Genomic DNA, 16,598 nt, shown 5'->3' with positions numbered 1-16,598 from the left:
GCGGTGGGGCGCGCTCCGTGCGGGGTGCTCGAAGGGCACGGAGGTGTCCGGCCGGGGCGGCCGGGGGGTCAGCCGGCGGCGACCAGCAGGGCCACGGCCCGGTCGGGGCGGCCGTCGTCGTCCGCCTGCTCGGCGGCGATGACGAGGACCTGGTCGGCGTCGCCGTCCGCGAGCAGCAGCGCCGCCAGGTCGAGCGCGTCCTGCGGGACGTGCCCGGGTACGGCCTCGGCGGGGCTGATCGCCACGACGGGGCCGGTCAGGCCCCAGCGGGCGGCGATGTGCCCGAGTACGGCGTTGGGGTTGGACTGGAAGAACAGCAGGGGCGGCACCCGCTGCCCGGAGGCGGCGGCGGTGTCGATGGCCCGCGCGGTGGCCCGGTCGCCGCCGCTGCTGGCGAGCAGCAGGGCGGTGCGGCCGGGGGCCGGTGCGTCGGCGCCGTGGTGGGCACGGAGACAGCGCTCGGCGGCCTCGGCCACCAGCGGGCTGAACGAGGAGGCGGAGAAGCCGGGCAGCGGGGGGAGTCCGCCGGGCAGCTCCGGGTCGGGCCAGCGGCCCTCGGCGAGGATGCGGGGTCCGTTCATCCGGCGGCCACCAGAAGTGCGGTGTTGGCGCCGCCGAAGGCGGAGTTGAGGCTGAGCGCGTAGCGGGGGCGAGCGGCGCGCGGGCCGTCCAGGACCAGGTCGAGGCCGACGTCCGGGTCCGGGCCGAGCCAGCCGGCGTTCACCGGCAGCAGGCCGTCGCGCAACGCCGCTATGGTGACGGCGAGTTCGAGCAGTGCGGAGGCCTCCAGGGCGTGGCCGTGGACGGACTTGCTGGAGCTCGTCGGCAGCCGGTCGGCATGCGCCCCGAAGACCCGCCGCAGCGCGCGCGCCTCGGCCAGGTCGGCGAGCGGCGAGCCGGTGCCGTTGGCGTTGACGTAGCCGACCTCCGTCGGGTCGGCGCCCGCCCGGGCGAGTGCCGCCTCGACGGCCCGCGCCGCCCCGTCGCCGTTCGGTTCGGGGCGGCAGACGTGGTGGGCGTCGCCGGCCCGGCCCCAGCCGGCCAGCCGGGCGAGCACGGGCGCGCCGCGCCGCTCGGCGGCGGGCCCGGCCTCGACGACCACGGCGGCGGCCGCGTCGCCGAGCAGGGTGCCGGTCCGTCCGGCGCTGAACGGGCGCAGCTCGCCGTCGCGGGCCAGCGCCCGGCCGGCGTCGAAGGCTCCGAAGACGCCCGGCTCCACCAGGTGCCCGGCCGCCACCAGGACCCGGGTGTGCCGGCCGACGGCGACCAGTGCGGCGGCGTCGGCCACCGCCGTCCCGGCCGCGACGCAGGCGCCGGTGTAGACCCGGGTGACGCCCCGGACCCCGAGGGCCGCTCCGGCCCCCGCGGCGACGGCCGCGGTGACCTCCCTGGTCCGCAGATCGCTGTGCAGGGCCAGCAGGACGGGCATCTCCGCGCCGTCCGCGGCGGTCAGGCCGGCCTGCCGGCAGGCCTGGGCCGTGACGTCGAGCACGGCGTCGGCGAGCGCCACCGGTTCGGCGAGCAGCGCGGCCCGGGTGGTCCGACGCCGGGACACGTCGAACCGGGTGACCGGGCCGAACGCGGCCTTGCCGTGGGCGGTCGCCTCGGCGAGCGCGTCGAGCCCGTGGCCGACGGCGCTGAGCACGCCGAGCCCGGTGACCACGGGCCGGACGGCGGGCGGGGCGTGGCCGGTCATGGCTGCGCGGCTCCGGCGGGCGCGGCGGCGAGGACGGCCTCGCGCAGCAGCTCGGTGGCGGCGTCGACCGTGCGGACGGCCTCGAACCGCTCGTCGTCGAGATCCAGCTCGATGCCGTAGCGCTGCTCGAACTCGGCTATCAGCCACGTCAGTTCGAGCGATCCGAGCTCTTCGGGAACGGTGTCGGCGGTGCGCTGCCCGAACGCCGCCAGCATGCCGAGGACCTCGGCCCGGCCGGGGAGTGCGGTGCCGGTCACGCCGGGCTGCCCGCGGTGGCGGTGGTGGCGGCGGCGGTGGTGGCGTTGATCCGCGTGGCGATGTCGGCGGTGAACTGGTCGAGCGTCATCAGCGCGGTGGACTCCATCTCGTCGAGGTCGAACTTGACCCCGAACTCGTCCTCGACCTGCACCGACAGGTCGGCCAGGGCGAGCGACTCGAGGTCGAGTCCGGCCGGGCCGAGGTCGGTGTCGCCGGTCACCTCGGAGACGTCGTACTGCATTTCGGTCAGTGCGGCGAGGACGAACTCGCGGATGCGGTCCTGCATGGTGTGCTCCTTGTGCTCGCGCGCGTGCGGCGCGCGCGGTGTCGGGGAAGGTCGGGTACGGGCCGGGTCTCAGGTCGGGACCGCGGCGGTGGCCGCGTCGCGCAGGGCGGCGGGGTCGCGCAGCAGTTTCCCGGTGGCGGTACGGGGGAGGAGGGGCAGGAAGGCGAGGCGGCGCGGCCGCTTGTAGGCGGCGAGCCGCCCGGCGAGTCCGTCCTGGACGAGGGCGGGGTCGGCGCCCTCCTCGACGGCGAGGTAGGCCTCCACGGCCCCCGCGTCGAAGACCACGACGGCCTCGCGGACCCCGGGCAGGGCGGCGAGCGTCTGCTCGACCTCGGTGAGGTCCACCTTCAGGCCGCCGATCGAGACCTGGGAGTCCCGGCGGCCGAGGACGGTGACCCGCCCGGTGGCCCGGTCCAGCACGGCGGCGTCCCGGGTGTGCAGCCAGCCGTCCGACCAGCGGGTCGGATCGTCCAGCCCCGGATACGGCGAGGCGGCCGTCCGGATCTGCAACTCTCCTTCCACCATCCGTAGTTCCATCCCGGCGACCGGCTCCTTCGCCGGGTGCAGACCGGCCGTCAGATCGGTCGCGATGACGCCGAGTTCGGTCATCCCGTACATGGTGCCCAGCGGCACGCCGTAGCGGGCGGTGAAGAGGTCCGGCAGTCCCGGGCGGACGAGTTCGCCCGCCACGATCATCCGGCGCAGCTGCGGCAGCGGCGGGGGTGCGGCCGTGCCGGACAGCAGTTCGGCGTGGAAGGGTACGCCGATCACCGTGGTGGGCCGGTCGTCGGCGGCGACGGTGGCGAGGATGCCCGCGGCCGTCATCCGTTCCGGCACGGTCAGCGGGGCGCGGGCGTGCAGGCTGTTGAGCAGCCCGCCGACCAGTCCGAGAACGTGCACCACCGAGGAGAGCAGCACCACCCGCTCGCCCTCGCCGGGAAAGTCCACCAGCTGCTGGTAGCAGCCGAGTTCGCGGATCAGATCACTGGCGGTGCGGGCGATCACCTTGGCCGGGCCGGTGGACCCGGAGCTGAGCTGGACCAGGGCGTGCCCGGTCCCGGCGGGCCGGCCGTTCGACAGTCGGACGGCCACCGGCTCGACCTCGGAGAAGCCGCGCAGCGACCCCGAGGGCCGGTGTGCCGACCCTACCAGCACCTGTGGGGCCAGCCGTTCGACCGCCAGGTCGATCTCATGGTCCGTCAGGCGGTGGTCCAGCAGGATCACTTGGGCGCGCAGCCGCCAACTGGCCAGCAGCACGGTGACGAAGGCGGTGGAGGGCGGCAGCCGCAGGGCCACCGTCCCGCCGGGGCCCAGGCCGGCGGCGGAGAGCCGCTCGGCCTGTCCCTCGACCAGGGCGCGCAGGGCGTCGCGGTCGAGGGGTGTGCCGAAACGAAGGCACTCCTCGCCCCCGGGGCCGGCCAGCAGGAACCGTTCCGCCCAGTGTTCCGGGGCGTCGGTGTGCGGGGGCGAGAAGGGCGGAGGTGAAGAGAGGGAAATGCCGGTCAACGCCACTCCACGCAGTGAGGAGATTTGACATGGACGCCGTTCAAACCAATACGGCCAATTCCGTTGCCAGACGATTGCACAGACGATTGGTCAAATCAAGGTCTATACCAATGTGGTCTGGACCTCCTACGCTCCCGTTCCGGGACAGGTCCGAGCGCGGCCGTCCGGGAACGAGGATGCCCGTGGGACCACTCACGCTGGCCGGGATCGAGCGCGCTGCGCGCGCCGAACTTCCCCCAGAAATTTGGGACTTCATCGAAGGTGGAAGCGGTGCGGAACGCACCATGGCGGCGAACCCGGAAATGTTCGGCCGGTACGCACTGCGGCCCCGTACGCTCGTCGACGTCTCGGTCTGCTCGCTCGCGCAGACCCTGCTCGGAAGCCTGCTCGAACTGCCGGTCGGAATTGCCCCGATGGCCTACCACCGACTGGTCGATCCGGAGGGGGAGACCGCCACCGCCCGCGCGGCCGGCCGGGCCGGGGCGCTGCTCGTCGCCGGGATCTTCGCCAGCCGCACCCTGGAGGAGATCGCCGCCGCGGCCACCGGCCCGCTCTGGCTCCAGCTGTACTGGCTGCGCCGCCGCGACGCCCTCGCCGCGCTGATCGAACGCGCCGAGGCGGCCGGCTTCGGTGCCCTGATGCTCACCGTGGACGCCCCCCGGATCGGCCACCGGCTGCGCGACCTGCGCAACGGCTTCGCCGTCCCGCCGCAGATCCGCGCGGTCAACCTGGACCCGGCCCTGATGGCCGCCAGCCACCGTGCCGACGCCGGCTCCTCGGGCATCGCCGACCACGCCCGGGAGCAGTTCGACCCCACTCTGACCTGGGACGATCTGGCCTGGATACGCGAGCGCAGCCGACTGCCGCTGGTCCTCAAGGGCATCCTGACCGCCGAGGACGCCAGGCTCGCCGCCGAGCACGGCGTCGACGCGGTCGTGGTCTCCAACCACGGCGGCCGCCAGCTGGACGGCGCCCTGCCCGGCCTCGCCGCCCTCCCCGAGGTCGTGGAGGCCCTTCCGCCGGACTTCCCGGTCCTGCTCGACGGTGGGGTGCGCAGCGGCACCGACATCGCCGTCGCGCTCGCCCTCGGAGCCCGCGCCGTCCTGGTCGGCCGCCCGGTCCTGTGGGGGCTCGCCACCGGGGGAGAGGCCGGGGCGGCCCGTGTCCTCACCCTGCTGAGGGACGAACTGGAGCACACCATGGCCCTGTTGGGGCGCCCCCGGCTCGCGGAGCTGAACCGGACCGCCCTCGCCCCCTGGCCCGTGTCGTAGGGCCCGGCCCGTCAGGACCTGCCCGGCCTGCGCCCAGCAGCCCGGCCCGCACCCCGAACCGGCCCCGGCCCCGCGCCGGGGCCGCGCCCGTCCGCCCCGCCGGACCAGGGCCCCGCACCCGCACAGAAAGACCGACGCCATGAAGAAGCAGGACGCCTTCCCCGGCTGGGACTGGGACGACCCCGACGGCCTCGCCGCCCGCCTCGACGGCTTCAGCGCCGGGGTCGCCACCTGTCAGAAGCTCGAACCGGCCCCCACCGGCCTTCCGCGCGATCACGAGGGATTCCGCGAACTCGGACTCACCGGAATCGAGTTCGCCGCCTTCCGGACCGCCCACCCGGCCGGCCTCGGGACCGACCTCACCGCCCTGCGGGCCCCCGGCACCACGACCGAACCCGGCACCCTCTACCGCGTCGACGGAGACCGCTGGTTCACCCAGCTCGACATCGCCGAACCGCTGCCCTTCGCCGACGCCAGCGTGGACTGGGTCTACGCCGAGCACCTGATCGAGCACGTCACCATGCCGGTCGCGGTCGGCTGGCTGCGCGAGGCCCGACGGGTGCTCCGCCCCGGCGGCGTCCTGCGGATCACCACCCCCGACCTGGCCCGCTACCTGGCCGGCTACACCACCGACGACGGCTTCCTCGCCAAGCACCGCCGACGGCTCACCACCATGGGCTTCGGCCCGCCGATGCCGCAGCGCCCGGCCTTCCTGGTCAACCAGATCTTCCGCTACTACGGCCACCAGTGGATCTACGACCTGGACGAACTGCGGCACGTGCTCACCCTGGCCGGCTTCGAGCCCGGGCAGATCCGGCACTGCGCCTACCGGGAGGGTGTCCGCGCCGACGTCGCCGACCTCGACACCGCGTTCCGCACGGACGAGACCGTCTACGTCGAGGCCGACCGCTGAGAGCCGGGCCCCCGCTCGTCCGGCGGGCTCCGAACCCCTGCCCGGGCGGCCGTCCGCAGGTTGCCCGACAGGCCACGACCCGCTGCCCGTAAGGCCGTTCGACGTTCGTCGGCGGACACCGGCCACTGCCCGCCGGGCCGTCCCCCGGATGCCCGCCGGGCGGTGACCCGCCGCCCGCGAGGTCGTTCGCCGATCGTCCGCCGGGGCCCGACCTCCCGCCCTTCAGGCCGACCGCCGGGGCCCGGTGCGCAAGCCCGGCCCCGGCGCAGGCCGTTCGACCCCCCAGCCCGATGGGATGACCACATGCCACTGCACCCCCAGGCCGAGGCGCTTCGCGACCGCCGCGCGAGCGCCGGCACGCCCCCGCTCTACACCCTCACCCCGGCCGAGGCCCGCGCCGCCGACCTCGCCGACATCCGGGCCGCCGCCGGCACCCCCGAACCGGTCGCCGCCGTCGAGGAGCACCGCGTCCCCGGCCCCGACGGCGGCCGGCTCGCCCTCCGGCTCTACCGCCCCGAGCCCACCGGCCGCAGGCTGCCCGCCCTCCTCTATCTCTTCGGCGGCGGCTGGACCCTGGGCTCGCCCGACACCAGCGACGCGATCTGCCGCCGCCTCACCAACGCCGTCGGCTGCGTCACCGCCTCGGTCGGCTACCGCCTCGCCCCCGAACACCCCTTCCCGGCCGCCGTCCACGACTGCCGTGCCGCCGCCCGCTGGCTCGCCGACCACGCCGCCGACCTCGGCATCGACCCCGAACGCCTCGCCGTCGGCGGTGACAGCGCGGGCGGCAACCTCGCGGCCGCCCTCACCCTGCTCGCCCGCGACGAGGGCGGCCCGGCCCTCCGCCACCAACTGCTCGTCTACCCGAACACCGACCACCGCGCCGACACCGCCTCGCTGCGCGAGCACGACGACCCGCTGCTCTTCAACCGCCGCTCGGTCGCCTGGTACTGGGGCCACTACCTCGCCGACGCCGCCGACGGCGACCACCCGCACGCCTCCCCGCTGCGCGCCCCGAGCCTGGCCGGCCTGCCGCCCGCCACCGTGATCACCGCCGAGTACGACCCGCTGCGCGACGAGGGCGAGCAGTACGCCGAGGCCCTGCGCGCGGCCGGCGTCCCGGTCGAGGCCCGCCGGTACGAGGGCGTGCCGCACGGATTCTTCGCCATGACCGGCGTCCTGGACGCCGCCGGCGAGGCCCAGCGGTACGCCGCCGAGCGGCTGCGCGGGGCCCTGCGGTGAGCGCCGCGCCGCCGCTGGCACTCGGCGAGCTCCACGCCTCCCTCTCGGACCCGCTGCTGGACGCGATGACCTTCCTCAACGAGGTCACCACCCGCTACCCCGGGGCGGTCTCCTTCGCCCCCGGCCGCCCCTACGAGGGCTTCTTCGAACCCGAGGACGTCCACACCTATCTGGACACCTACCTCGCCCACCTGGCCGACCGCGGCCTCGACCGGGACGCCGTCCGCACCGCCCTGTTCCAGTACGGGCCCACCAAGGGCATCGTCGCCGACCTGGTCGCCCGCACCCTGGCCAACGACGAGGGCCTCACGGTGGCCCCCGAGGCCCTGGTGCTCACCGTCGGCGCGCAGGAGGGCATGCTGCTGACCCTGCGCGCGCTCTGCGCCACCCCGGACGACGTGCTGCTGGTCAGCTCGCCCTGCTACGTCGGCGTCACCGGCGCCGCCCGGCTGCTGGACCTCACCACCGTCCCGGTGCCCGAGGGCCCGGACGGCGGGCCCGACCCGCAGGCCGTCCGGGCCGCCGCGGCCGCCGTCCGGGCCGGGGGGCGGCGGCCCCGCGCGCTCTACGTCGTCCCCGACTTCGCCAACCCCTCGGGCACCAGCATGCCCGTCCCGGCCCGGGCCCGGCTGCTGGACGCGGCCGCCGACGAGGGGCTGCTGGTGATCGAGGACAACCCGTACGGCTTCTTCGCCCGTGACCCCGGCGAGCGGCCCACCCTGAAGGCGCTCGACCACCGCCGCCAGGTGGTCTATCTCGGCTCCTTCGCCAAGACCTGCTTCCCCGGCGCCCGGCTCGGCTATGTGGTCGCCGACCAGGAGGTGGCCGGGCCCGGCGGGCGCCGCTCGCTGCTCGCCGACGAACTCGCCAAGCTGAAGAGCATGACGACCGTCAACACCCCGGCGCTGAGCCAGGCCGTCGTCGGCGGCATGCTGCTGCACCACGACTGCGGGCTGCGCGCCGCCAACGCCCGCGCGACGGCCTACTACGCGGCCAACATGACGGCGCTGCTGGGGGAGTTGGAACGGCGGTTCCCCGAACCGGAGCGCCGGCGCCTGGGGTTGGCGTGGAACCGTCCGGAGGGCGGCTTCTTCGCGGTGCTGACCGTGCCGTTCACCGCCGACGACGCGGCCATGGAGCGGTGCGCCCGCGACCACGGGGTGCTCTGGACGCCGATGGCGCCGTTCTACCCGGGGGGCGGGGGCGAGCGGCGGCTCAGGCTCTCCATCAGCTCGCTGACGACGGAGCAGATCGCGGACGGCGTCGAGAGCCTGGCGCGCTTCGTCCGCGCCCAGGTGTGACCGCCGGGAGCACCTGACGGCCGGGAGCGCCTGACCGGGCGTTTCGCCCTGGAACGCGCCGGGCGACATCGGTCACCGCCTGGCGCGTTCGGGGTCATGGGACCATCGGCCGCACCAGCGACGGATACGGCACTACCGCCCGGCCGGCCCGCCCGGGTTCTCTCCGGCGTCAGCGCGGGCCGCCGAGGGGAACAGCCCGGGATTGTCCCGGACGTACTCCCGCAGCCCCGTGGGCGGCCGTCCGGTGACCAGCTCGATGTCGCCGGTGGCGCGGTCGTAGCGGTTGAGGGCGTGCAGGCGGGCCATGGTCGCCAGGTGCTCGAAGACGTGGCCGGGAAGCCCCAGCGGGCGCAACTCCCGGTCGACCCACCGGTCGTACGGCGGGTCGAGGTAGCGAACGGGCCGGCCCAGCACCGCGGAGAACTCCGCGGCCAGCTCCGTCAGGTCCCGCGAGACGGGTCCGGTCAGTTCGTAGCGGCGGCCGACGTGCGCAGCGGGGTCCGCCAGGACCGTCGCGATGACCTCCGCGACATCCGCGGCCGCGACGGGGGAGGTGCGGCCGGACCCGAAGGGCAGCCGGATCGTCCCGTCCCTCGCCATCGACTCGTACGCGAAGACCCGGAAGAGCGGATTCTCCAGGAACACGGTCGGCCGAACGTGTGTCACGGGCAGGCCCGACCAGTCCAGGACCTGTTCGGCCAGCCAGTGCTGGCGCTGCTGCGCCGATTCGGCCGTACTGGTGAGATCCATCTGCGAGACGGTCATCTGGCTCATGTTGACCAGCACCTCCAGGCCGCCGTACCGGCGGGCCGCGGAGGCCACGGTCACCGTCGCCTCCAGGTACTGCGCGGACACGCCCATGCCGAAGTACATCCGCCCGCAGCCGTCCAACGCGCGAGCGACGTCCGCACCGCGGGTCAGGTCTCCCACCACGACCTCGGTACCCAGTGCGCGCAGTACCTCGGCCCGCTCGTCATCCACCCGGACGAGGGCGCGGACCGGCAGGCCACGCCGTCGCAGCGCGTCGGCCACCAGCCTGCCCACGCCGCCCACACTGCCGGTGGCGCCGGTCACGAGAACCGGTTGCTCGCCTGTCATGAGGCTCCTCCTGTCATCGAGTCGTGCTCTCCGGCGGCCTGGGGCCCCGGGCACGAGGGTACGTTCGCCGCGCCCGGTCGGCAGGATCCGGCGGCCCCTCCCCGCCCGTAGCCGGTCACGCAGCGTGTCGTCGACGGCGCGTGACAGCCGAAAGCGGGGGCGGGGCCGAATGGGCCCCGCCCCCGCTTCCGCCGGTGCTCAGCGCACCCGGGTGGAGAACAGCCGCGCCGACCAGTACACGGCGGCCACCGTCATCACGGCCACCACCAGCAGCCCCTGCCAGACCGCGCTGTCCCCGAGGTGGCCCGAGAACAGCGCCCGCATGCCCTCCACGGCCCAGTAGAAGGGGTTCCACCGGGCCGTCTGCTGCAGCCAGTCCGGCGCCAGGGTGAGCGGCAGCAGCACCCCGGAGAGCAGCGCGATCGGCTGCGCGATGGTGTTCACCACGGGGGCCATCGCCGCGTCGCTCGGCACCATCAGGGCGATGCCGTAGGAGACGGCCGAGGTCATCAGCGCCAGCAGCCCCAGCAGCAGATAGGCGAGCAGCAGGTTCACCGGCCCCACCCGCAGGCCGAACGGCAGGGCGATCACGGTGATGATGACCGCCTGCACCAGCAGCGCCACCATCTCCCGCAGCGCCCGCCCGAGCAGCAGCGCCAGCCGGCTGACCGGGGTCACCCGGGACCGCTCGATGATCCCGGCCTTCAGCTCGCCCAGCAGGCTGAAGCCGGTGAACAGGCCGCCGAAGATGCAGAGCACCGCCAACAGGCCCGGTACGTACACCTGGTAGGCATCGGCGTAGGAGGACGCGCCGTCCGGCGCCAGCACCTTCTTGAGCAGCGGTGCGAACAGCAGCAGGTAGAAGACCGGCTGGATGATTCCGACGGCGATCCAGACCGGGGTGCGGATCATCAGCAGCAACTGCCGCTGGAAGACCAGCCAGGTGTCGCGGGCGAGCTTCATCGGTGTCCCCAGAAGGTGGAGTCGGAGCGTGGAGGCGGAGAGGGGCTGGAAAAAGGGGGAGAGAGACAGGGCCGGAGCCGCGGCGGGTCAGGCCTGCTTCAGCGAACGGCCCGTCCGCGCCAGGAACACGTCGTCCAGGCTGGGCCGTTGGAGCTGCACGGTGCCGGGCGTCACGCCCGCGCCGTCCAGGACGCGCAGCAGCTGCGGGATGGCCGCCGCGCCGTCGTCCAGGTAGAGCCGCAGCCCGTCCTCGCCCTGCAGCTCCAGCCGGTGCAGGTACGGCTGCGCGCGCAGGGCCCGGGCCGCCCGCTCGGCGGGGGAGCCGTCCTCCTCGGAGCCCGCCCCGCCGGGCTCCAGCCCGACCAGCACGACGTCCCCGGAGATCTCCCGCTTGAGCGACTCCGGGGTGCCCTCGGCCACCACCTCGCCGTGGTCGACGATCGCCACCCGGTCGCAGAGCGCGTCCGCCTCGTCCAGGTAGTGCGTGGTCACCACGACCGTCATGCCCTCGGTGCGCAGCCGGCGGATCTCCTCCCAGAGCCGGCCGCGGCTGACCGGGTCCAGGCCCACGGTCGGCTCGTCGAGGAAGAGCACCTGGGGCGCGTGGATCACCCCGAGCGCGATGTCCACCCGGCGGCGCTGGCCGCCCGAGTAGGTGACGCACGGCCGGTCGCCGAACTCCTCCAGGTCGAAGGCCTTCAGCGCGGCCTCGGCGGCGTGCTGGGCCGGTGCCTTGGCGGCGCCGTACATCCTCGCCTGGAGGACGAGTTCCTCGCGGGCGCTGACCGTGTCGGTGGTGCCGCCGCCCTGGGCGACGTAGCCGATCCGGCGGCGGACCTCGGCCGGGTCGGTGAGCAGGTCGGCCCCGGCGATCCGGGCCTGCCCGCCGTCCGGGCGGATCAGGGTGGCGAGCATCCGCATGGTGGTGGTCTTCCCGGCCCCGTTGGGGCCGAGGAAACCGAAGATCTCGCCTGCGGCGACGGACAGGTCGATGCCGCGGACGGCGTCGACGGTGGTGTTCTCACCGCGCTTGCGGGAGGTGTTCTTGCGATAGGACTTGCGCAGTCCCTTGGTCTCGATCAACCAGAACTCCCGTGCTGGGATGGGCTGCCGGGGCACCTGAGAAAACGGTGCTGCGCGCCCACCCTAGAGTCTCCGACGGTCGGGAAACAATGGCCTAGACCAATGGATGTGCATGTTCTTCGGCCGTCGGCGCCGCGCCGGGCACCGCGGCCGCCCCGCCGGTGACCAGCGCCTCCAGCCGGTCCGCCGCCGTCACCGCCCCGCCGCCCGCGCGCAGCGCGGCACCCACCCGGACGGCGGACTCCCGGTGGGCGGCCGAGTCCAGGACGGTCCGCAGCCGGTGCGCCAGCAGTTCCGGTGCGACCCGGGCGAACGGCACCCGCAGCCCGGCGCCGGCCGCCGCGACCTGCGCCGCGACGAACGGCTGGTCGTGCCGGATCGGTGCCGTGACCAGCGGAATCCCGTGTGCCAGGGCCTCGCCGACGGTGTTCATCCCGCCGTGGCAGAGCACCGCGTCCAGCGCCCCGCGGGCCATCAGCTCCAGCACCGGTGCCCGGTCCACCGCCACCGCGTGGGGCGGCAGTTCGGGCAGCAGCTCGCGCGGCGCGGCGATCACCGGCTGCACGTCGTCCCCGCACAGCTCCAGCGCCCGGACCGCCCGCGCGTGGAAGTCCGCGCCGATGTCCCCGGCCAGCGTGCCCATGGTCACCAGGACCCGCCGCCGCCCCGGCAGCAGCCGCTCCCAGGGGAAGTCCGGGTCGGCCGGCCGTTCGGCCAGCACCGGCCCGACCAGCGCGTAGTGGTCCGGGAACGGCTCCGGGCCGGTGAGCGCGGAGCCGGTCAGCGCCAGCACCAGGGCGGGGGAGAAACGGGGATCGGTGTACTCCTCCCCGGGCAGTCCGGCCCGCTGCCAGAGCCCGCCCAGCAGGCCGGTCATCCACGCCTCGACCTGCGGCAGCGTCCGGAACGGCCGGCCCAGCTCCATCGCGCCGGGCGCCAGGCTCGCCCACGGCAGCCCGTGCCGGTGGGCGACCAGCGCACCGGCCGGGGTGTGCTGGTCGACCAGCAGCGCGTCCGGCCGGTACTCCCGGACGACGGCGTCCAGGGGCTTCGCGGTGAACCGCGCGTACGGGACGATGAAGCCCTCCCAGAGCGACCGCAGGGCGGCGAGCCCGTGTCCGCCCTGCGCCCGGAACGCCCGGGTGCCCGTCCCCAGGACCGTCGCCCCGGGCCCGAGCAGCGGCCGCAGCACGGACTCCGTCCCCGTCCAGGCCACCTCGTGCCCGCGCGCGGTCAGCTCGCGGGCGAGGCCCACCGTCGGGTTGATGTGCCCGGTCAGCGGCGGCACCACCAGCAGGAAGCGGCTCATCGGCGCACCTGCGCCGCGATCAGCCGCTGCACGTCGGCGACGGTCAGGGCCTCCAGGCCGGCCAGGTCGAGCCCGGCGCGCAGCCGGTCGAGATCGGCCGCCGGGCCGTAGCGCTCACGCAGCTTCGCGGCCAGGGCCGCCAGTTCGACCTCGTCCAGCGTCAGGTCGCCGTCCAGCCGGGCCTGCGGGGTCACCAGCGATGCCCATTCGGGCGGCGCCTCGGCGGCCTCCAGCAGCAGCGCGATCAGCTCCGGGCTCACCGGGGCGGGGGAATCGGGGGGTTCACGATCGGTCATCGGGGGGCTCCACCTGCTCGACGGCACGGGGCGTGTGAGTCTCAGAACGGCCCGAGATCACTTGTGCGACCCGTCGGGCGTCGGAATACTAGCCCGCGTGACAGCACTGGAGGCAGTGGCCGTTCACCTCCCCCACCTCACCGTGCCCATCGAGGCGGTGGGCGAGCGGATCGGCCTGACCCCACGTCAACTTCGACTCTTTCGCCGCTTCCACGGCCTGGACCAGTTACGGCTGGACCCGGACGGGACGCTGCCCGACCTGCTCGGCGCCGCCGTCGAGGCCCTACCGCAGCTGCGCGGACGCGAACGGCATGTCCGGTTCGTGATCCACGCGCGCAGCATGCCGGTGGCGGTGCCCTACCCGCTCAACCCGCTGCACCAGCTCCTCGGCCGCTACGGCCTGTCCCACGCCAACGCCTTCACGGTGACCCACCACGCCTGCGCGGTGGGCCTGCTGGCGGTGGACCTGGCAGGCAGGCTGCTGGCCGGCGACCCGGATCCGGAGGCGCTGGCGCTGGTGCTGGCGGGGGAGAAGACCTTCACCAAGGACGCCCAGGTGGTACCCGAGACCGGGATCTTCGCCGAGGGTGCGGCCGCCTGCCTGGTCCGCGCCACCGGCGAGCGCAACCGGGTGCTCTCCTACGCCGTCCGCCACCGGCCGGAGTTCGACGGCCGGCTGGCCGAGGACCCGGACCTGCTCGCGCGCTACCAGCGGGAGTACCCGGCGGTGATGATCGAGGCGATGGAGGCCGCCCTCGACCAGGCAGGTCTGGACCTCTCGGACCTCGCGGCGGTGCTTCCGCACAACGTCAACCAGGCCTCCTGGCGGATGATCTGCCGCCGGATCGGCTACCCGGTCGACCGGGTGGTGCTGGACAACGTGCCGAAGGTCGGGCACAGTTTCGCTGCGGACAGCCTCATCAATCTCCACACCGCCACCACGCGGGGGCTGCTCCAGCGCGGCGACCGCTACCTGATCGCCGCCGCCGGTGTCGGAGCCACCTTCTCCGCCATGGCCGTCGAACACTGACGTACCGTCAGCCTGGCGGGCCCGGGCGACGTATCGGCGCGGCGGGGACGACCACCTCGGCCGGCCGCCCCCCATTCACATTCCACGTACGACGGGACGGGACACCCATGTCAGAACCCGCGGTCCAGACCACCGATACCGAACTGCGCGACCGGATCCTGCGGAGCATCGGCGAGCTGCTGCCCCGCGTCCTCAAGCGCGACCTCCCCGAGATCCCGGAGAACGCCTGCCTCTTCGACGACCTCGGCCTCACCTCGGCCGGCACCATCGAACTCATCCTGGAGGTCGAGGAGTCGCTGGACATCCAGGTGGACGTCGAGCAGATCGGCGAGGACGACCTGCGCTCGGTGACGAAACTGGCCGACTACGTCGCCGGGCACGTCATCCCCGAGGACTGACCGGGTGGCCGCCGAGACCGGCCGGGGCCTGCGGATCAGCAAGGTGCTGGCGCGGTACGTCGACGGCCGGTCGGAGACCTCGCTCGACCCGGACCTGCGGGTCTTCGTCTCCGACCTGGTCCGCCCGTACGGCCTGCCGCTGCGGGAGGACCTGCTGGGCGAGGGCGTCGGGCACTCCTACGCGGAGATGGCCGAGGGCCTGCTCGGCGAGGCCCTGGCCGACAGCGGACCGGTGGACCTGCTGATCCTGGCGTTCGACACCCCGGACGTCCGCCCCGGCGCCCCCGCCTCGCTCGCCATGAGCCGGTCCTGTCCCGGCTCGCCGCTGGCCTTCGCCGTCTGCGACCAGGGCTCGGCCGCCGCCTTCACCGCGCTGCGGATCGCCGCCGACTACCAGCGCACCGGGGTCTGCCGCCGTGCGGTGGTGGTCGTCGTCGAGCAGACGGCGCTGCACTACCGGCCGGCCGAGCCGGTGGAACTGCCCGAGCGGCACTGTGTCGTGGTCCTGGTCTGCGAGGAGGCGGACGGGGATGGGCTGACGGTACGTCAGGTGTCGGAGCCGGAGCCGGCGTCGGAGGCCTTGGAGAAGGCCGTCCGGGCACAGGCCGAGACCCTGGGCGCGGGCCTCGCGCTCGTCCTGGGCCCGGGCCTGGCGGTGGGCGACGACTCCGGGGAGGCGGTGACGGCCTCCGCCGCCCAGCCGTTCACCGGGGTCTGGGCGGAGCTGGCCGGGCGGCTGCCCGGCTGGCAGGCCGAACAGCGGCCGGTGCTGGTCGCCGGCCACGACCGCAGGCTCGGCGTGCTGAGCACCCTGGCCCTGCGGCCCGGCCCGTGACGGCCGAGCCGGCCGCCGACCCTGCCGATTCCGCTGATTGCGCTGATTGCGCCGACCCTCCGGGCCCGACCTGCCCGACCGTTCCTGTGAGTTGGCCCGACCTGTCCGAACTGGCCGACCTGCCCGAACTGACCCGACCGATCGACCCGGCGGGGCGGCCCCGGCCGTCCGACGGGGCCGTTCCGACCGGCCCGTCCGGGCGGCCCGAACTGCCCGGCCGGTCCGTTCCGGCCGACCCGGCCCGCCCGTCCGTCCGGCCCGAACTGCCCGACCGGGCAGGCCCGATCGCCCGGGCGGACCCGACCGGCCCGGCCGACCTGATCGACCTCTGGGTCATCCCGACCGACCAGCCCGAGCCCGTGCTCCAGCGGCTTCGGCACCTGCTCGACCCCCGTGAACGCGCCCGCGCCGCCGGCCCCGACCGGCTGCTCGGCCGCCGCTTCACCGCCGTCCACGGCGCCGTCCGGCTGCTGGTCGCCGAGCGCCTCGGTATTCACCCCGCCGAGGTCGTCTGGCGTCACGGTCCGCACGGCAAGCCCGAACCGGTCACCGACGACGGCCGGTTGCGGATCAGCTACTCCGCCTCCGGCGCCCTCGCCGTGCTGGCGCTGGCCGAGCACCGGGAGGTCGGTGCCGACGTCGAGGAGATCCGCGACGCCCGGGTGGCCTCCCGGATCGCGAACCGCTACTTCCCGGGCGCCGAAGCGCGATTCCTGGCCGATGCGCCCTCGCCCGCCGCCCGGGCCGAGCGCTTCACCCGGCTCTGGTGCCGCCGCGAGGCCTGCGTCAAGGCGTACGGCGGGCGGCTGGTCCAGGGCTTCGGCCTGCCGCTGGCCGGACCGGCCCCGCTGCGCCTGGCCGAGGTGGGCGCCCTGGGCGAGGGCCCGTGCCAGGTCCACGACACCCCCGTCCCCGGACCGTTCCGGGCCGCCGTCGCGGTCGTCGGCGAGCGGCCGGTCCGGGTCCGAAGCCGAGCCTGGAATCCGCCGACAGCCCTTGCCTGGCAAGAAAGCTGACGATCCGTCAGTTATCCCAGATTTCTGGTCTGGACCACTTCTCGGGGCCGCTGATAGCGTCCCGATCCGCATCCCGCCGAGACCCCGGCCAGCCGAA

18 protein-coding genes are annotated in these 16,598 nt (G+C 74.7%); 8 read left to right on the top strand and 10 right to left on the bottom strand.

The features are described 5' to 3' along the window. Positions 1 to 68: 68 nt before the first annotated feature. From AB0P06_RS23020 to AB0P06_RS23000, 5 genes are all read right to left on the bottom strand, one after another. Positions 69 to 581, bottom strand: a complete 513-nt coding sequence (locus AB0P06_RS23020; RefSeq protein ID WP_363610187.1) for a beta-ketoacyl synthase N-terminal-like domain-containing protein — start codon at positions 579 to 581, stop codon at positions 69 to 71. Next, positions 578 to 1,696 carry a beta-ketoacyl synthase N-terminal-like domain-containing protein gene (locus AB0P06_RS23015; protein ID WP_363610185.1) on the bottom strand — a complete coding sequence of 373 codons (1,119 nt, stop codon included), beginning with the start codon at positions 1,694 to 1,696 and terminating at the stop codon, positions 578 to 580. The genes AB0P06_RS23020 and AB0P06_RS23015 overlap by 4 nt, the downstream gene beginning before the upstream one ends. Then, positions 1,693 to 1,953, bottom strand: coding sequence for an acyl carrier protein (locus AB0P06_RS23010; RefSeq protein ID WP_363610183.1), 261 nt, complete (start codon positions 1,951 to 1,953; stop codon positions 1,693 to 1,695). The genes AB0P06_RS23015 and AB0P06_RS23010 overlap by 4 nt, the downstream gene beginning before the upstream one ends. After that, entirely contained in the window at positions 1,950 to 2,240 is a 291-nt protein-coding gene (locus AB0P06_RS23005; protein ID WP_363610181.1) for a phosphopantetheine-binding protein, read from the bottom strand. The genes AB0P06_RS23010 and AB0P06_RS23005 overlap by 4 nt, the downstream gene beginning before the upstream one ends. A gap of 69 nt (positions 2,241 to 2,309) precedes the next feature. Continuing rightward, a complete protein-coding gene (locus AB0P06_RS23000) occupies positions 2,310 to 3,746 on the bottom strand; it encodes a fatty acid--CoA ligase family protein (RefSeq protein WP_363610179.1) in 1,437 nt (478 codons plus the stop codon). Positions 3,747 to 3,928: 182 nt separating this feature from the next. Here AB0P06_RS23000 and AB0P06_RS22995 point away from each other — a divergent pair, with 182 nt between their 5' ends. The 4 genes from AB0P06_RS22995 (at position 3,929) to AB0P06_RS22980 (ending at position 8,473) form a co-directional block, all read left to right on the top strand. After that, positions 3,929 to 5,017 (top strand): alpha-hydroxy acid oxidase, encoded by a 1,089-nt coding sequence (locus AB0P06_RS22995; RefSeq protein ID WP_363610177.1) that lies wholly within the window; start codon positions 3,929 to 3,931, stop codon positions 5,015 to 5,017. 139 nt (positions 5,018 to 5,156) lie between these two features. Next, positions 5,157 to 5,930 carry a methyltransferase domain-containing protein gene (locus AB0P06_RS22990; RefSeq protein WP_363610175.1) on the top strand — a complete coding sequence of 258 codons (774 nt, stop codon included), beginning with the start codon at positions 5,157 to 5,159 and terminating at the stop codon, positions 5,928 to 5,930. A gap of 303 nt (positions 5,931 to 6,233) precedes the next feature. Further along, positions 6,234 to 7,172: an alpha/beta hydrolase gene (locus AB0P06_RS22985; RefSeq protein WP_363610173.1), complete on the top strand. Its 939-nt coding sequence runs from the start codon at positions 6,234 to 6,236 to the stop codon at positions 7,170 to 7,172. After that, positions 7,169 to 8,473, top strand: a complete 1,305-nt coding sequence (locus AB0P06_RS22980) for a PLP-dependent aminotransferase family protein (protein WP_363610171.1) — start codon at positions 7,169 to 7,171, stop codon at positions 8,471 to 8,473. Before AB0P06_RS22985 ends, AB0P06_RS22980 begins: the two co-directional genes overlap by 4 nt. A gap of 132 nt (positions 8,474 to 8,605) precedes the next feature. Here the strand turns inward: AB0P06_RS22980 and AB0P06_RS22975 are convergent, their stop codons facing one another. The 5 genes from AB0P06_RS22975 to AB0P06_RS22955 all read right to left on the bottom strand — a co-directional run bounded on the left by AB0P06_RS22975 (position 8,606) and on the right by AB0P06_RS22955 (position 13,222). Then, on the bottom strand, positions 8,606 to 9,571 hold the full coding sequence (locus AB0P06_RS22975; RefSeq protein WP_363610169.1) for an NAD(P)H-binding protein: 966 nt from the start codon (positions 9,569 to 9,571) through the stop codon (positions 8,606 to 8,608). Positions 9,572 to 9,769: 198 nt separating this feature from the next. Continuing rightward, a complete protein-coding gene (locus tag AB0P06_RS22970) occupies positions 9,770 to 10,534 on the bottom strand; it encodes an ABC transporter permease (RefSeq protein ID WP_363610167.1) in 765 nt (254 codons plus the stop codon). An 87-nt stretch (positions 10,535 to 10,621) separates the two neighbouring features. Beyond that, on the bottom strand, positions 10,622 to 11,617 hold the full coding sequence (locus tag AB0P06_RS22965) for an ATP-binding cassette domain-containing protein (RefSeq protein ID WP_363610165.1): 996 nt from the start codon (positions 11,615 to 11,617) through the stop codon (positions 10,622 to 10,624). Positions 11,618 to 11,711: 94 nt separating this feature from the next. Further along, on the bottom strand, positions 11,712 to 12,926 hold the full coding sequence (locus tag AB0P06_RS22960; protein ID WP_363610163.1) for a glycosyltransferase: 1,215 nt from the start codon (positions 12,924 to 12,926) through the stop codon (positions 11,712 to 11,714). Continuing rightward, a complete protein-coding gene (locus AB0P06_RS22955; protein WP_363610161.1) occupies positions 12,923 to 13,222 on the bottom strand; it encodes a hypothetical protein in 300 nt (99 codons plus the stop codon). The genes AB0P06_RS22960 and AB0P06_RS22955 overlap by 4 nt, the downstream gene beginning before the upstream one ends. A gap of 97 nt (positions 13,223 to 13,319) precedes the next feature. On the opposite strand from AB0P06_RS22955, the gene AB0P06_RS22950 reads away from it, so the two are divergent. The 4 genes from AB0P06_RS22950 (at position 13,320) to AB0P06_RS22935 (ending at position 16,501) form a co-directional block, all read left to right on the top strand. After that, the gene (locus AB0P06_RS22950; protein WP_363610159.1) at positions 13,320 to 14,252 is read left to right on the top strand and encodes a 3-oxoacyl-[acyl-carrier-protein] synthase III C-terminal domain-containing protein; all 933 of its coding nucleotides are present in this window, start codon (positions 13,320 to 13,322) and stop codon (positions 14,250 to 14,252) included. A 107-nt stretch (positions 14,253 to 14,359) separates the two neighbouring features. Continuing rightward, positions 14,360 to 14,650 (top strand): acyl carrier protein, encoded by a 291-nt coding sequence (locus AB0P06_RS22945; RefSeq protein WP_363610157.1) that lies wholly within the window; start codon positions 14,360 to 14,362, stop codon positions 14,648 to 14,650. Positions 14,651 to 14,654: 4 nt separating this feature from the next. Further along, positions 14,655 to 15,485 (top strand): hypothetical protein, encoded by an 831-nt coding sequence (locus tag AB0P06_RS22940; protein ID WP_363610155.1) that lies wholly within the window; start codon positions 14,655 to 14,657, stop codon positions 15,483 to 15,485. Between the two features lie 86 nt (positions 15,486 to 15,571). Further along, the gene (locus AB0P06_RS22935) at positions 15,572 to 16,501 is read left to right on the top strand and encodes a 4'-phosphopantetheinyl transferase superfamily protein (protein ID WP_363610153.1); all 930 of its coding nucleotides are present in this window, start codon (positions 15,572 to 15,574) and stop codon (positions 16,499 to 16,501) included. Positions 16,502 to 16,598: the final 97 nt, after the last annotated feature.

Origin of the sequence: Kitasatospora sp. NPDC088351, from assembly GCF_040685575.1 — a bacterium.
Taxonomy (GTDB): domain Bacteria; phylum Actinomycetota; class Actinomycetes; order Streptomycetales; family Streptomycetaceae; genus Kitasatospora.
This window is presented reverse-complemented; position numbering and strand designations above follow the sequence as displayed.

Bases quoted from the DNA above. Each gene is read 5' to 3' on its own strand.
- AB0P06_RS23020 (WP_363610187.1), bottom strand. From the start codon at position 581: ATGAACGGACCCCGCATCCTCGCCGAGGGCCGCTGGCCCGACCCGGAG.
- AB0P06_RS23015 (WP_363610185.1), bottom strand. From the start codon at position 1,696: ATGACCGGCCACGCCCCGCCCGCCGTCCGGCCCGTGGTCACCGGGCTC.
- AB0P06_RS23005 (WP_363610181.1), bottom strand. From the start codon at position 2,240: ATGCAGGACCGCATCCGCGAGTTCGTCCTCGCCGCACTGACCGAAATG.
- AB0P06_RS22990 (WP_363610175.1), top strand. From the start codon at position 5,157: ATGAAGAAGCAGGACGCCTTCCCCGGCTGGGACTGGGACGACCCCGAC.
- AB0P06_RS22985 (WP_363610173.1), top strand. From the start codon at position 6,234: ATGCCACTGCACCCCCAGGCCGAGGCGCTTCGCGACCGCCGCGCGAGC.
- AB0P06_RS22975 (WP_363610169.1), bottom strand. From the start codon at position 9,571: ATGACAGGCGAGCAACCGGTTCTCGTGACCGGCGCCACCGGCAGTGTG.
- AB0P06_RS22970 (WP_363610167.1), bottom strand. From the start codon at position 10,534: ATGAAGCTCGCCCGCGACACCTGGCTGGTCTTCCAGCGGCAGTTGCTG.
- AB0P06_RS22960 (WP_363610163.1), bottom strand. From the start codon at position 12,926: ATGAGCCGCTTCCTGCTGGTGGTGCCGCCGCTGACCGGGCACATCAAC.
- AB0P06_RS22955 (WP_363610161.1), bottom strand. From the start codon at position 13,222: ATGACCGATCGTGAACCCCCCGATTCCCCCGCCCCGGTGAGCCCGGAG.
- AB0P06_RS22945 (WP_363610157.1), top strand. From the start codon at position 14,360: ATGTCAGAACCCGCGGTCCAGACCACCGATACCGAACTGCGCGACCGG.